Origin of the sequence: Citrobacter cronae, assembly GCF_016893685.1 — a bacterium.
Classification (GTDB): Bacteria; Pseudomonadota; Gammaproteobacteria; order Enterobacterales; family Enterobacteriaceae; genus Citrobacter; species Citrobacter werkmanii.
On the sequence record NZ_CP069763.1, the window covers coordinates 3,501,932 to 3,515,528 of the forward strand.

12 protein-coding genes are annotated in these 13,597 nt (G+C 53.9%); 6 read left to right on the forward strand and 6 right to left on the reverse strand.

What is annotated here, in order from left to right; genetic code table 11:
• Positions 1 to 25: 25 nt before the first annotated feature.
• On the forward strand, positions 26 to 1,030 hold the full coding sequence (gene ldtE, locus JSN25_RS15020; RefSeq protein ID WP_204525731.1) for a L,D-transpeptidase LdtE: 1,005 nt from the start codon (positions 26 to 28) through the stop codon (positions 1,028 to 1,030).
• A 68-nt stretch (positions 1,031 to 1,098) separates the two neighbouring features.
• Here the strand turns inward: ldtE and lpp are convergent, their stop codons facing one another.
• The 3 genes from lpp to ynhH all read right to left on the reverse strand — a co-directional run bounded on the left by lpp (position 1,099) and on the right by ynhH (position 3,259).
• The gene (gene lpp, locus JSN25_RS15025; RefSeq protein WP_003029373.1) at positions 1,099 to 1,335 is read right to left on the reverse strand and encodes a murein lipoprotein Lpp; all 237 of its coding nucleotides are present in this window, start codon (positions 1,333 to 1,335) and stop codon (positions 1,099 to 1,101) included.
• A 309-nt stretch (positions 1,336 to 1,644) separates the two neighbouring features.
• Positions 1,645 to 3,057 (reverse strand): pyruvate kinase PykF, encoded by a 1,413-nt coding sequence (gene pykF, locus JSN25_RS15030; RefSeq protein WP_006684766.1) that lies wholly within the window; start codon positions 3,055 to 3,057, stop codon positions 1,645 to 1,647.
• Positions 3,058 to 3,064: 7 nt separating this feature from the next.
• Positions 3,065 to 3,259, reverse strand: coding sequence for a protein YnhH (gene ynhH / locus JSN25_RS22330; protein WP_247672768.1), 195 nt, complete (start codon positions 3,257 to 3,259; stop codon positions 3,065 to 3,067).
• Positions 3,260 to 3,634: 375 nt separating this feature from the next.
• Here ynhH and JSN25_RS15035 point away from each other — a divergent pair, with 375 nt between their 5' ends.
• Genes JSN25_RS15035 through JSN25_RS15045 form a run of 3 tightly spaced genes read left to right on the forward strand, consistent with a single transcriptional unit; the run spans position 3,635 to position 6,152 of the window.
• Complete coding sequence (locus JSN25_RS15035; RefSeq protein WP_199952118.1) at positions 3,635 to 4,657, forward strand: methionine ABC transporter ATP-binding protein; 1,023 nt, start codon at positions 3,635 to 3,637, stop codon at positions 4,655 to 4,657.
• Entirely contained in the window at positions 4,650 to 5,318 is a 669-nt protein-coding gene (locus tag JSN25_RS15040) for a methionine ABC transporter permease (protein ID WP_069324235.1), read from the forward strand. Before JSN25_RS15035 ends, JSN25_RS15040 begins: the two co-directional genes overlap by 8 nt.
• Positions 5,319 to 5,339: 21 nt before the next feature.
• Entirely contained in the window at positions 5,340 to 6,152 is an 813-nt protein-coding gene (locus tag JSN25_RS15045; protein ID WP_003029358.1) for a MetQ/NlpA family ABC transporter substrate-binding protein, read from the forward strand.
• 78 nt (positions 6,153 to 6,230) lie between these two features.
• On the opposite strand, the gene ttrA is transcribed toward JSN25_RS15045, so the two are convergent.
• Genes ttrA through ttrB form a run of 3 tightly spaced genes read right to left on the reverse strand, consistent with a single transcriptional unit; the run spans position 6,231 to position 11,046 of the window.
• Positions 6,231 to 9,296, reverse strand: coding sequence for a tetrathionate reductase subunit TtrA (ttrA, locus tag JSN25_RS15050; RefSeq protein ID WP_204525074.1), 3,066 nt, complete (start codon positions 9,294 to 9,296; stop codon positions 6,231 to 6,233).
• On the reverse strand, positions 9,289 to 10,311 hold the full coding sequence (gene ttrC / locus JSN25_RS15055; protein WP_204525075.1) for a tetrathionate reductase subunit TtrC: 1,023 nt from the start codon (positions 10,309 to 10,311) through the stop codon (positions 9,289 to 9,291). Before ttrC ends, ttrA begins: the two co-directional genes overlap by 8 nt.
• Positions 10,312 to 11,046, reverse strand: coding sequence for a tetrathionate reductase subunit TtrB (ttrB, locus tag JSN25_RS15060; protein WP_204525076.1), 735 nt, complete (start codon positions 11,044 to 11,046; stop codon positions 10,312 to 10,314).
• A 227-nt stretch (positions 11,047 to 11,273) separates the two neighbouring features.
• Between ttrB and ttrS the strand changes: the two genes are divergently transcribed.
• Both ttrS and ttrR read left to right on the forward strand, forming a co-directional pair.
• Positions 11,274 to 13,007 carry a tetrathionate respiration histidine kinase TtrS gene (ttrS, locus tag JSN25_RS15065; RefSeq protein WP_204525732.1) on the forward strand — a complete coding sequence of 578 codons (1,734 nt, stop codon included), beginning with the start codon at positions 11,274 to 11,276 and terminating at the stop codon, positions 13,005 to 13,007.
• Positions 12,982 to 13,566 (forward strand): tetrathionate respiration response regulator TtrR, encoded by a 585-nt coding sequence (gene ttrR, locus JSN25_RS15070; protein WP_038640289.1) that lies wholly within the window; start codon positions 12,982 to 12,984, stop codon positions 13,564 to 13,566. The genes ttrS and ttrR overlap by 26 nt, the downstream gene beginning before the upstream one ends.
• Positions 13,567 to 13,597 lie beyond the last annotated feature (31 nt).

Here is a 13,597-nt window from a genome sequence, read left to right on the forward strand (position 1 = left end):
AGGAACGCCAGGGGGGTGAGTGAGTATGAAACGCGCGTCTGTTATTACCTTAATGCTAATCGGCGCTTACAGCGCTATTCAGGCCGCATGGGCGGTCGATTATCCGTTGCCCCAGGCAAACAGTCGTCTTGTTGGGCAAAATCAAACTTATACCGTGCAGGAAGGGGATAAAAACCTACAGGCGATTGCCCGTAAGTTTGATACCGCCGCAATGTTGATCCTCGAAGCCAATAATACTATTGCCCCTGTTCCCAAACCCGGAACCCTGATTACTATTCCCTCGCAATTACTGCTGCCTGATGCGCCACGCGAAGGCATTATTGTGAATCTGGCGGAGCTACGTCTGTATTACTACCCGCCGGGAGAGAATATCGTTCAGGTATTCCCGATTGGTATCGGTTTGCAGGGGCTGGAAACTCCGGTGATGGAAACCCGGGTAGGGCAGAAAATACCGAATCCTACCTGGACCCCTACAGCAGGCATCCGTAAACGCTCTCTGGAACGTGGCATAACATTGCCTCCGGTAGTGCCCGCCGGGCCAAATAACCCGTTAGGACGCTTTGCACTGCGTCTGGCGCATGGAAACGGTGAATACCTGATCCATGGCACCAGCGCACCGGACAGCGTCGGTTTGCGCGTGAGCTCCGGGTGTATTCGCATGAACGCGCCGGACATCAAGGCATTGTTTGCTCAAGTCCGAACAGGAACGCCGGTCAGGGTGATTAATGAGCCGATCAAATATTCGATTGAGCCGAACGGCATGCGGTATGTCGAGGTGCATCGCCCACTGTCGCCGGAAGAGGAACAAAACGTTCAGACCATGCCGTATGTGCTCCCAGCCGGTTTTACTCAGTTCAAAGACAATAAAGCCGTTGATAGCAGCCTGGTGGAACGCGCGTTGTATCGCCGTGCGGGTTATCCGGTCACAGTGACGGCCAGCCAGGCCTCGGTCGTTAACAATGATGCGGAAGTGAAGTCTGCGCGAAATGGGGTGCCGGGAGAGAATGCAGAGGTGCGCGCTACGCAATAACAGGGAACGAGAAATTCAGGGCAAAAAAATGGCGCACAATGTGCGCCATTTTTATTACACAGATACTATTACTTGCGGTATTTAGTAGCTGCGTTGTCCAGACGCTGGTTAGCGCGAGCTGCGTCGTCTTTAGCAGCCTGAACGTCGGAACGCATTGCGTTCACGTCGTTGCTCAGCTGGTCAACTTTAGCGTTCAGAGTCTGAACGTCAGAAGACAGCTGATCGATTTTAGCGTTGCTGGAGCAACCTGCCAGCAGAGTAGAACCCAGGATTACCGCGCCCAGTACCAGTTTAGTACGATTCATTATTAATACCCTCTAGATTGAGTTAATCTCCATGTAGCGTTACAAGTATTACACAAAGTTTTTTATGTTGAGAATATTTTTTTGATGGGAATGCACTTATTTTTGATCGTTCGCTCAAAGAAGCATCGAATTGTGCAAAAACGGCTAAAAAACCGAGTGAAAACAGAAAGCTTCCATCGGATTCATCTTAGATAATCACGGATTAGATAGTGAAATCCGATTTGATTTTTTATTAATTGTGGCTATCGATAAAATAAAAAAAGCGCCACGAGGGCGCTTTTATAAGCAAATTAATTCGCGACGGAATTATTACAGTACGTGAACGGATGCGGTGTTGGTCGTGCCGCTTGGAACCAGCGCGCCAGAAACCATAACCACAACGTCACCTTTCTGCGCCAGACCGCTCTCCAGAGCAACTTCTTTGCCCAGACGGTAGAAATCATCGGTGGAGCTGATTTCTTTAACAACCTGTGCCACAACGCCTTTGCTCAGTACCAGCTGACGCGCGGTAGTTTCGTTAGTCGTCAGCGCCAGGATGGTGGCATCCGGGAAGTATTTACGCACTGCGCGAGCAGATTTACCGCCCTGGGTTGCAACGACGATCAGCGGAGCGTCCAGTTTTTCCGCAGTTTCAACCGCGCCACGGCAAACGGCTTCGGTGATGCGCAGTTTGCGGCTGTCGTTGTTGAAGTCCAGACGGCTGGTCATCACGCGGTCGGTACGTTCGCAAATGGTCGCCATGATGGTCACGGCTTCCAGCGGGTATTTACCTTTCGCGGATTCGCCAGACAGCATGACTGCGTCGGTGCCGTCGAGGATGGCGTTCGCTACGTCGCCGGCTTCAGCGCGGGTCGGACGCGGGTTTTTGATCATGGAGTCCAGCATCTGGGTCGCAGTGATAACGACTTTGCGCGCGCGGATACATTTCTCGATGATCATCTTCTGCGCGAAGATAACTTCTTCAACCGGGATCTCAACGCCCATGTCGCCACGAGCAACCATGATACCGTCAGACGCTTCGAGGATTTCGTCGAAGTTGTTCAGGCCTTCCTGGTTTTCGATTTTGGAGATGATCTGGATGTTTTCGCCGCCGTGCGCCTTCAGGTGCTCGCGGATTTCAACCACGTCAGAACGTTTACGGATAAAGGATGCCGCAACGAAGTCAACGCCCTGTTCGCAACCGAAGATCAGGTCCTGTTTGTCTTTCTCAGCCAGTGCTGGCAGCGCGATAGAAACGCCTGGCAGGTTAACGCCTTTGTTTTCGCCCAGGTCGCCGTTGTTCAGCACTTTACAGATAACTTTGTTACCTTCGATCGCGGTAACTTCCATGCCGATCAGGCCATCGTCAACCAGTACGGTGTTGCCGACAGACAGATCTTTAGTGAAGCCTTCGTAAGTCACAGCAACGATTTCGCTGTTGCCGACAACAGATTTGTCGGTGGTGAAGGTGAAGGTCTGGCCTGCTTTCAGAGAAACGTCGTTACCGCCTTCCAGCTTAATGGTACGGATTTCCGGACCTTTGGTATCCAGCAGGATAGCGGCTTTCTTACCGGTTTTGCTCATCACGTTGCGCAAATTTTTGATGCGCTGACCGTGTTCTGCGTAATCGCCATGAGAGAAGTTCAGACGCATGACGTTCATGCCCGCGTCCAGCATTTTGGTTAACATCTCTTCGGATTCGGTTTTCGGACCGATGGTGCAAACAATTTTCGTCTTTTTCATGACAGTCTTAGTCTTTAAGTTGAGAAGGATTGGGAAATCTGGCTCCCATCGCGCACGGATGGGAAGCTAAACCTGAGTTACGAAAGTGGTGATGTCTCGCTCTAAGGATAGGTGACATCGAAAGAGCGTGCAGAGGAATGTGTGCTTGCGTTTCAGCCCAACGGGAAGGTGAGTTTTGTAGTCGTTGAGTTTTACAGGTCAATGTGCTGAAACCATTCAAGAGACAATTGGCGCGCATTATACGCTGAATTTTATCTAAAAGGAAAATGGAAACGCTGTTTCAAAACAGTTCTGTGCGGATTTACAAAAAATATTCATTAATTTGTTCATCGGTATGGATAAAGGCGTTGGGCTCAGCGACAGTTTGTTGCGCAACAACCTGCCCAGGCTATCCAAATAAACAGATTTAGGCGGGCGTTTTCAATGGACAGAACATATTCCTAAAAATTATATCAAATTCGTTTTAATTCATTCTAAAAGCCAATTTCACTCATTACACTCGTTTGGACATCCATACTGCTAAACAGCTAAAAGCGCTAGCAGGATTACAAAAAGCAGCAGCGGATACCCAAACGACATGATTGTCCTGAAAAATATTTCAAAAGTGTTTACGCCAGGCAGGCTATCCATTACCGCTGTCGATAACGTCAATCTGACGGTTGAGCAGGGACAGATTTACGGAATTATTGGTTACAGCGGGGCGGGTAAGAGCACCTTAATTCGCTTGCTTAATGGTCTGGAAAAACCGACCTCCGGCAGCGTGACGATTAACGGCCATGATATCTCTGCCGCCCGCGGAGAATCTCTGCGTCAGGCGCGACTGAAAATCAGCATGGTGTTCCAGCACTTCAACTTACTGTGGTCGCGCACGGTTAGCGAAAATATTGCTTTCTCTATGCAAATCGCGGGTGCGCCAAAGGCGTCCATCAAAGCGCGGGTTGCCGAACTGATTACGCTGGTTGGGTTGAGTGGTCGCGAGAATGCTTATCCGTCTCAGCTCAGCGGCGGGCAAAAACAGCGGGTGGGAATTGCCCGCGCGCTGGCGAACAATCCTGACGTACTGCTGTGCGACGAAGCCACCTCGGCGTTAGATCCGCAAACTACCGATCAGATCCTTGATTTACTGCTCGATATTAACCGTCGCTTCAAATTAACCATTGTGTTGATCACCCATGAAATGCACGTGGTGCGCAAAATCTGCGACCGCGTGGCGGTGATGGAAAACGGTAAAGTCGTTGAAGAAGGCGACGTACTCAGCGTCTTTACCCATCCGCAGCAGCCGATCACCCGACAATTCGTGCGTCAGGTGAGCCAGTACGCCGAAGAAGATGAGTTCAACCCACAGCTGGCACGCGAACTGGGCGGCGTGGTGATCAAGCTAACGTTTACCGGGCAACGCACCCACCGTCCCGTCGTTGGAGAATTGACCCTGCGCTACGGCCTGCCGTTTAACATTTTGCACGGCAAGATGACGCAAACCGCGCACGGGGTGTTTGGTCAGCTATGGGTACACGTTGTGGCTACCGAGGAGCAACTGAGCAATATTCTGGCCGACCTGCGCCATAGCGACATTGAAGGTGAGGTGATTCAACATGGCTGAAGGACTGTTCCCCCATCTGAAATGGGATCAATTATTAGCAGCAACCCAGGAAACGCTCTATATGACCGCGCTTTCTGGCGTGGCGACCTTTGTCCTTGGGATCGCCCTTGGCCTGGCGCTGTTTCTGACGGCGCGTGGCGGACTGTTCCACAATCGCGCCGTGTATAGCGCGATTTCGCTGGTGGTGAATATCTTCCGTTCGATCCCCTTCATCATTTTGATCGTGCTGCTGATCCCATTTACCAAAGCGATGGTTGGCACCATTCTCGGCGCTAATGCCGCGCTGCCTGCGTTAATTGTGGGAGCCGCGCCGTTTTATGCGCGTCTGGTCGAAATTGCCCTGCGTGAAGTGGATAAAGGCGTTATTGAAGCGACACGTTCGATGGGCGCGCGTCTGAGTACGCTTATTTTTCGGGTTTTACTGCCGGAATCTTCTCCCGCTCTGGTGTCCGGGATCACCGTGACGCTGATTGCGCTGGTCAGCTACAGCGCGATGGCGGGAGTCATTGGTGCCGGGGGTTTAGGGAATCTGGCCTATCTGGAAGGATTCCAGCGCAACCACAGCGACGTCACGCTGGTGGCGACGGTGACGATTCTGCTCATCGTCTTCATCATCCAGCTTTGCGGCGATGTGATCACCTCTCTGTTAGATAAACGCTAATAAAATACGGAAACCATTATCATGAAAAAATCACTGACATTACTCGCCGCAGCAACCTTAAGCGCCCTGAGCTTCGCCTCCTGGGCTGATACGCTGACCGTTGGCGCATCAAACGTACCGCACGCGGAGATCCTTGAGCAGGCCAAACCGATTCTGGCAAAGCAGGGGATCGACCTGGAAATTAAGCCGTTCCAGGATTACATCCTGCCGAATACCGCGCTGGCTGGCCGTGAAATTGACGCTAACTACTTCCAACATATTCCGTATCTGAACAGCGTGATTAAAGATCATGCTGGCGATAAAACCTATGACTTCGTCAGCGCCGGAGCAATTCACATTGAGCCGATCGGCATCTATTCGAAGAAGGTGAAATCGCTTAAAGATCTGCCGGAAGGCGGCAAGGTCATCATGCGCGATGCGGTATCTGAGGAAGGCCGTATTCTGTCGATTTTCGAAAAAGAGGGTGTGATCAAGCTGAAGCCGGGGGTGGACAAAGTCACCGCGCGCATTAGCGACATCGTGGAAAACCCGAAAAAACTGAAGTTCCTGCCTAACGTGGAAGCGGCGCTGTTACCGCAGATGTACAACAACGACGAAGGCGATGCGGTGGTGATTAACGCGAACTACGCTATCGACGCGGGGCTGGATCCGGTGAAAGATCCGATTGCCGTCGAAAGCGGTGAAAACAACCCGTATGCCAACATCATTACCGTACATCGCGGCGATGAGAAGAAAAAGGATATTGTGGCGCTGGTGGACGTGCTGCATTCAAAAGAAATTCAGGACTGGATCCGCACTAAATACAAAGGCGCGGTGATCCCGGTAAATAACTGATCCGCTTTTTGCCTTATCCGGCCTACAGGATGTTGTAGGCCGGATAAAATGCGTTAGCGTTGCCACCGGACGCGCGAGTTACACGCGCTCAATTCTCGCTGGCAGCCCCTGGCGTACCGCCGCACCCGACACCCAGTCAAGCCAGGTATTGGTTACCTGCCGGGTAGGATCCGCAAAACCCAAATCATTGAGATTAATTCCCGACCTTATCTGCGCGTCAAATGGCATCGGCTCGCCGTCGAGCGTATGCTGCGCTGCGCCCATTTCTTTATGTCCATAGCCATGTTCAATGGCGATAACTCCCGGCATAACACCATGAAGCAGGCTTATTTGCGCCTGTACCTGACCGCCAGGCGTAGTGATACGTACCGTATCGCCATGTGCTAAGCCGTACCGCTTACCATCCTGCGGGTTGAGCGCCACCAGATTAACCGGCTTCAGATGATGCAGGCGTGGGATGACCGCCGTGGCGCTGGACATGGTATTGGATTTAAAGGAGATCAATTTCAGCGGCCATTCTTGTTCCGGGAATAACTCCTCGACCGCACGTCCGTCTGACAGGCGCGAAGGATACCAGGCCGGGCAGCCGCTGTAGCGCTCGCCGGTAATCGCATGGCGGTGCGCGGCGACATTCGCATTCCAGATTTGCAGCGGTTTTTCCCACGCATTGCCGACGCGATCCTCCACCCGGCCACTGCTGGCTGGGGCGAAACGCCCGCCGCGTGAATACACAAATGCCACCCGGCTGGCTTCATCGGCTTTCAGCGTTTGCGTTATCACCGGCATGATCCGTTGCACCCCGGTCAAGGCAATGTCTTCCGGCTGAGCCTCCGGGACCGGTGATTTACCCATAAACGCAATATTGGCGGCGAGGCGCAGATAATAATCTTCCGCACGATTTAACGGATACTGATTGCCCTGTGGGTCGGTAATCGCATTATCACCAAAACCAGGCAAACCAATGCGTTTTGCTACCGCAATACAGAAAGATTCCATTGAGGCCGGTTGACCGTCAGCGGTACTGCTGGTTGCGGCTCTGACCACGGGCCAGCGAGCGGTGGTAGCTTTGCTGGCGACGCCCGCCCACGGGGCGCTGAATCCCCAGCTTTCGAAGTTATGGGTATCCGGCACGATGTAATCTGCCAGCGCCGTGGTTTCGTTCATAAAGGCATCAATGGCGATAAATAGCGGCAAACGCGCAGGATCTTTAAGCTTTTCTTCCGCCACGCCGCGCAACCCTGCGATGCCGTAAAACGGGTTGGTCATGTTAGAGATCCAGGCTTTTAGCGGATAAGGGTAGCCTTCGAGTGCCGAGACAAGAAGTTCAGTAAGTTGACCTGCCACAAACGGATACCAGGGGGCTTTTGCCGGGAAGGGCGATTGTCCGGCGGCTACTTTATTGCGGTACTCTTCGGAAGACTCATACGCGGTTTTACTGCGTGCGATGCTTAATCCCTTTGGTTTAATCTTCCCGGTGAAACTGTCCATGTTGTAGCGTGGTCCATCGGTGGCGCCATTGAACTTGCCGCCGCCGACAAACACGCCGCCTTCAAGACTCAGGTTGCCAATCAGCGCATTGAGCATCATTACCGACCAGGCGTTATAAAATCCATTACCTGCCATCATTCCGCCGTGGGCGATCACCGCCGCTTTACGTCCGTGGCGGGTAAATGCGTCGGCCAGTGCGCCAATGTCTGCTTCAGACACACCGCACTGCTGGCTGTATTGCGCCAGCGTTAGTTTTTCGGCGGATTCTTTCAGGCACTGGAGGCTGCTTTTTACCGTCACCGTCTGGCCGTCTGCCAGCGTCACCACGCGGGTGATAAACAACTGCGCGCGTGGGCAACCGCTGGCGGCGACGATTTCTCCGGCTTCGTTAACGACCACCGGCTCCTGGGCGGCGTTTGCGTTCAGATGCGCGAGGGTTAAATGCTGCCCGGCAAGATTTGGGATCTCATCGGTGATCACCAGATGCGTGGCGTTGCTCCAGCTTTTTTCACCGGCTTGCTGCATGGCCTGTACGCCGGGAATCGCAAGGTAATCGGTGTTATAGCGCTGTTTTTCGATTATCCAGCGGATCATACCCATCGCCAGCGCGGAGTCGCTTCCCGGACGCACGGGCTGCCAGTGGCCGCGATCGTCAGCCAGTACCGTGGTTAATGGCAGGGCTGGCGCCACCACCACATAGCGAAAGTCGTCGCGTAAACGGGCGCTAGCGAGCTGGCGAGCCTGGCGTTTAAACGGATTGCCGGATTGCGCCGGAGAGGTTCCCATAAACAACGCGAACTCGACATTATCCCAATCGGGCTTCACGTGGGTATTTTTATCCAGATCGCCCATTAGCGCACCAGAACCGGCCCGGTAGGCCAGACCGCAGTAAGCGCCATGCGCGCCGAAGTTTTTACTGCCGAAACTGTTCAGCGCGAAGCGACGTAAAAACGTATCACGTCCTTCATCGCTGGTATTGGTGACCAGCAACTGATTGGATTTGGGCCCAAAGCCGGGATGTCTGGCATCAAGCGGCGTATCGGGATCGTGAATTGCCCGCAGGCCATCAACATGGCCCTCACCAAACAGGTCACCGCCTTCCACCACCTCTGTGATTAATTGTTCGAAGCTGATGCGCTGCCATTTTCCCTCGCCGCGTTTGCCGACGCGTTTCATGGGCTGCAGAATGCGCTGTGGGCTGTACAGACCTTCAAGTAAGGTTGCGCCACGAGCGCAGGCGGTGGAGCGCGCGTCCAGACCCGACTCGCCCGCCAGTTGCGCCATTGCCGTGGCAAAGGGAACCGAGGCGTCAATATGGTGCTCGTGAGATAATGGATGATAAGGGTTACCGGCAATGCGCAGCACTTTGCCTTGCTCACTATCAACGCGTACCCGCACACCGCACTGCGTCCAGCAGCCAAAGCACTGCGTCATTGAGATCACCTGCTGCGGATTTTGCTGCCATTGCGGCCGGGCATTGGCTTCAGGGATGAGCGCATTACCAAAGATGCGGTCGCGGGTAATTTTACCAGAGGTACCGTCCAGCAAACCGTCCAGTGCGCGCTTTGCTACATCCCGATAACTCAGACCAAACGTCACCATGCCACCTACTGCAAGACCGACTTTAAGCCACTGACGACGGGTTAAATTAGCCATGTTGCATTCTCCTTGCGATCGCGTTCAGGGCTTCACGAACAATAATAATCAGTGCTATCCACAGGCCGAAGGTGCCCGCAATGGCCAGCCAGCCATCGGTGCCGCCGGGCAGGGTGTAAGGATTAAATTGGGCGTTAAATTTCGGTACGGTCTGTACCTGGATGAGTAACGTCCAGCGCATCAGCCAGCATAGCGCCATGGCGCTAAACGCCAGTAATATGCGCAGCAGCCGCGATAATGGAAAACGCAGCACCAGCCCGCAAAGGACGAGCGAGACAAGCCATAACACAACCCAACCGATGGCGTAGTGTCGTGCCGAAGAGGCGACATCCAGCCACTGGCGAATTGCTGAACCGGAGAGCGTATTGCCGCTCACCCAAATTGCCACCACGATAGCCAGCGCGCTCAAGGCAACAATTTGTCCCCACGCCAGTTTGCGCAGCAAAGATCCTTCACTGTTTGTTGCAGCGATGAGCAGGGCGAGGAACGTTTGCAGCGCGCTGAGGAACATTGCAACCGGAAAGGCGTAGCTGAACCAAATAGGACGCGCCTGCACCACCGACACTTCGCGACCGGTGTAAACCAGTAATCCGATGGCGGATAAGGCGCTACCGACGGCCAACCATTTAGTTACACTGTAACTTTTAAGCGTTATCCGCTTAACGTGCTGCGCCAAAAACCACAGGCCCAGGAAGCCGGTGAACAGCGGTAAAAACAGCGCGCCCCATGGCATCCAGGACCATGGCGTCGGATAAGCATAAAAATGCCAGACGCGGGCGGTTTGGTGTAAATCGGCGGTTAGCGCCAACGGGGCGGTTATTGCACAGGTCAGGGCAATTAACAGCGTCAGGTTTTCCAGGTCCGGCGTCTCTTGTTTGCGCCAGTGCAGCACGCAGGCGAACAGCGCGGCGCAGGCGGCAATACCGATGAAAAAGAAATACTGTACGGCCCAGGGTAACCAGCTTACATGTTGCGGATGGGCCAGAACCTCTTCGATAATCAGTGAATGGTTCATTTAAACCTCCTGCCAGAGCGCGGGTTGAGCGCGTCCCATTAACGGGGTGACAAACGCTTCATCCAGACCCAGATAAAACACGTGCGGTGATGTTCCGCTTTCGGGTTTCAGCACTTTGATGGCCTCATGGTGTTCATGCAGCATTTGAGAAATCCGGCTGTGCGGATCTTTGACATCGCCAATGATGCGTGCGCCGCCGACGCAGGATTCCACGCAGGCCGGTAGCAGCCCCGCTTCCAGACGGTGTACGCAAAATGTGCATTTATCGGCGGTTTGCGTTTCATGGTTGATGAACCGCGCATCGTAAGGGCAGGCCTGCACGCAGTAAGCGCAACCCACGCAGCGGGTGTTGTCGACGACCACAATACCGTCTTCACGTTGGAAGGTGGCCTGCACCGGACAAACGGGTACGCAAGGGGGATTATCGCAATGGTTGCACAGGCGCGGCAGCAGGACGTTGGTGACGCTTTGCTGGCCTGTAAGCTGCACCTGATACTGGTTAACGAGGGTTCTGAATTCTCCCTGCGGCGTCTGGTTTTCAATAGCGCAACTGACGGTACAGGCCTGGCAGCCGATGCAGCGTCGCAGGTCAATCAACATGGCGTAGCGATGCGCGAATGAGCCTTCATGGCGTTCAGGCGAGAAGGGGAATTGCGCCTGCGCCAGGGGGACCAGTGAAGCGCCAGCGGTCAGGACGCCCAGTTGCTGGAGAAACTGCCGTTTACTGCTGTCCATATTTTCTCCCGTCACGGTACAACAACGAAACATTGGTCACGCCGTTGGTTTGTGTGTGATGAATAAAGAATCTCAATGATTTACAGTGTAAAAATCGTGACGGGGGGTACTCTATTGTGGTTAACCACATACCCGGCTTGTTGTTGATCTAAAACAACATAATTGACAGGGATAATTGAGTGGGACGCAACGTAGTAAGATGCCTGACGGTACTGGCATCGCTGTGGATGCTAAGCGGCACGGTCGCGGCGCAGACATGGAACATTGGCGTGTTGGCAATGCGTGGGGAGATCTCCACACGTCAGCACTGGCAGCCGTTGGAAACCCTGTTGAATCAGCAAATTCCCGGTGAGCAGTTTCATATACAACCGCTGGATCTGCACCAGATGCAGGAGGCGGTGAATCGTGGCACGGTACAATTTGTGGTCACTAATCCGGCGCAGTTTGTACAGCTAAACAACCGCTCTGCGTTACGCTGGCTGGCGTCGTTACGTTCTACCCGGGGAGGCAAAGCCGCCAGTAACGTGATCGGTAGCGCGATTCTCGTCAGGCGCGATAGTGGAATCACTTCCGCGCATGATCTGATCGGTAAAACGGTTGGCGCCATTGATGCTCAGGCTTTTGGCGGCTATTTGTTGGGGTATAAAGCACTTAGCGATGCCGGTCTGCGACCTGAGCGCGATTTACGCCTGAGGTTTACCGGTTTTCCTGCCGATGCCTTACTCTATTTACTACGCGAAAAAGCTGTGCAGGCGGTGATTGTGCCGGTGTGTCTGCTGGAAAACATGGATGAGGAAGGGCTCATTCATAAAACGGACTTTAGGGCTGTACTCAACCATCCGACCTCGATTCCCTGTTTAACCAGTACGCCGCTCTATCCTGACTGGTCATTTGCGGCACTGCCTGCAGTGAGCGACGAGCTCGCCGATCGCGTCACACGGGTGCTGTTCAATTCTCCGCAGAATGCAACGTTTCGCTGGGGAGCGCCTGCCTCGACACGCGAAGTAGAAGCGTTGCTACGCGATGTCCGCCAGCATCCGCAGCAGCGTCAGCTCTGGCTGGACGTCAAAAGTTGGTTTATCCAGCACCAGCTCGCTATGGGGGCTGTGGCCGTTGTGCTGTTGCTGCTGACGCTCAATTATATCTGGGTGATGCTGCTGGTTCGTCGTCGCGGCAGGCAACTGGAGCGGAACAGCATTCTGCTGCGCAAACAAGAACAGGCGCTGGAAACCGCTCGCCAAATGAGTGTGCTTGGCGAGATGACCTCCGGGTTTGCCCACGAACTTAATCAGCCGCTGTCGGCTATCCGCCATTATGCGCAGGGCTGTTTGATCCGCCTGCGCGGTCAGGATAAGCAGCATCCGTTGTTGCCTGCGCTGGAGAACATTGATGCTCAGGCGCAGCGGGGCGCTGATACGTTGCACAATCTGCGCCAGTGGGTCAGCCAGGCGCAGGGTAATCCGGTGATGACCGATGACTGGCGGGCCGTCAACGTTCATGATGCAATTCATCACGTCTGGCAATTATTGCGCATGCCCCAGCAATTCCCGGCAGTGGCGCTGCAAACGCGTGTCGGCAAGACGTTAACGCTGACTCTGCCAAGCGTTCTGCTTGAGCAGGTGCTGGCCAATCTGGTGCTCAATGCGGCCCAGGCCGGGGCAACCACGGTGTGGTTTAGCGCTCAGCGTGAGGAAGGGGATGTGCGTATTCAGGTGCAGGATAACGCTGGCGGTATTGATGAGGCGCAGTTGTACCAGGCTTTTCAGCCGTTTATGACCACCCGTAAAGAAGGCATGGGGCTGGGATTAGCCATTTGTCAGCGGCTGGTGCGTTACGCAAATGGCGACATTGAGATCAAAAATCATCAGGCTCCTGATGAAAAAGCGGGGGCGGTAGTGACATTACATTTTAAGCAAAACCAGGAGGGAGGCCGTAGTGGCACTAATTCATCTGCTGGATGACGACATTGCCGTCACCCAGGCCTGTGCGTTTTTACTGGAAAGTCTGGGATATGAGGTATGTTGCTGGGAGCAGGGTGAAACATTCCTCGCAGGGGCAAATCTGCACCAGGTGGGCGTGCTTTTGCTGGATATGCGTATGCCGGTACTGGATGGGCATGCTGTACATGAAGCGATGCGCCAGCGAGAAAGTACGCTGGCGGTGGTGTTCCTCACCGGGCATGGCGATGTGCCGATGGCGGTTGAGCAAATGAAACGTGGAGCAGTCGATTTTTTGCAAAAGCCGGTGTCCGCCGGGCCTTTGCAGACGGCGTTAGAGCACGCTTTGCAGGTTTCTCGCGCCGCTTTCTCGCGACAAGAGATCGTGGCCTGCTATCAGATGCTCACGCCAAAGGAGCGAGAGTTGGCGCAACTGGTTGCAAAAGGGTTAATGAATCGGGAAATTGCGGACGCTATGAATATTGCCGTGCGCACGGTTGAAGTTCATCGCGCGCGGGTGATGGAAAAAATGCAGGCGCGGAGCCTTGCGGAACTGGTAAATCGACTGCAGCGGATCCGATAGATTTATGACATTTGTTTGATTTTCATTGAAT

Excerpts from the sequence above, each read along its gene's own strand:
- ldtE (WP_204525731.1), top strand. The coding sequence starts at position 26 with ATGAAACGCGCGTCTGTTATTACCTTAATGCTAATCGGCGCTTACAGC.
- lpp (WP_003029373.1), bottom strand. The coding sequence starts at position 1,335 with ATGAATCGTACTAAACTGGTACTGGGCGCGGTAATCCTGGGTTCTACT.
- pykF (WP_006684766.1), bottom strand. The coding sequence starts at position 3,057 with ATGAAAAAGACGAAAATTGTTTGCACCATCGGTCCGAAAACCGAATCC.
- JSN25_RS15035 (WP_199952118.1), top strand. The coding sequence starts at position 3,635 with ATGATTGTCCTGAAAAATATTTCAAAAGTGTTTACGCCAGGCAGGCTA.
- JSN25_RS15040 (WP_069324235.1), top strand. The coding sequence starts at position 4,650 with ATGGCTGAAGGACTGTTCCCCCATCTGAAATGGGATCAATTATTAGCA.
- JSN25_RS15045 (WP_003029358.1), top strand. The coding sequence starts at position 5,340 with ATGAAAAAATCACTGACATTACTCGCCGCAGCAACCTTAAGCGCCCTG.
- ttrA (WP_204525074.1), bottom strand. The coding sequence starts at position 9,296 with ATGGCTAATTTAACCCGTCGTCAGTGGCTTAAAGTCGGTCTTGCAGTA.
- ttrC (WP_204525075.1), bottom strand. The coding sequence starts at position 10,311 with ATGAACCATTCACTGATTATCGAAGAGGTTCTGGCCCATCCGCAACAT.
- ttrB (WP_204525076.1), bottom strand. The coding sequence starts at position 11,046 with ATGGACAGCAGTAAACGGCAGTTTCTCCAGCAACTGGGCGTCCTGACC.
- ttrS (WP_204525732.1), top strand. The coding sequence starts at position 11,274 with ATGCTAAGCGGCACGGTCGCGGCGCAGACATGGAACATTGGCGTGTTG.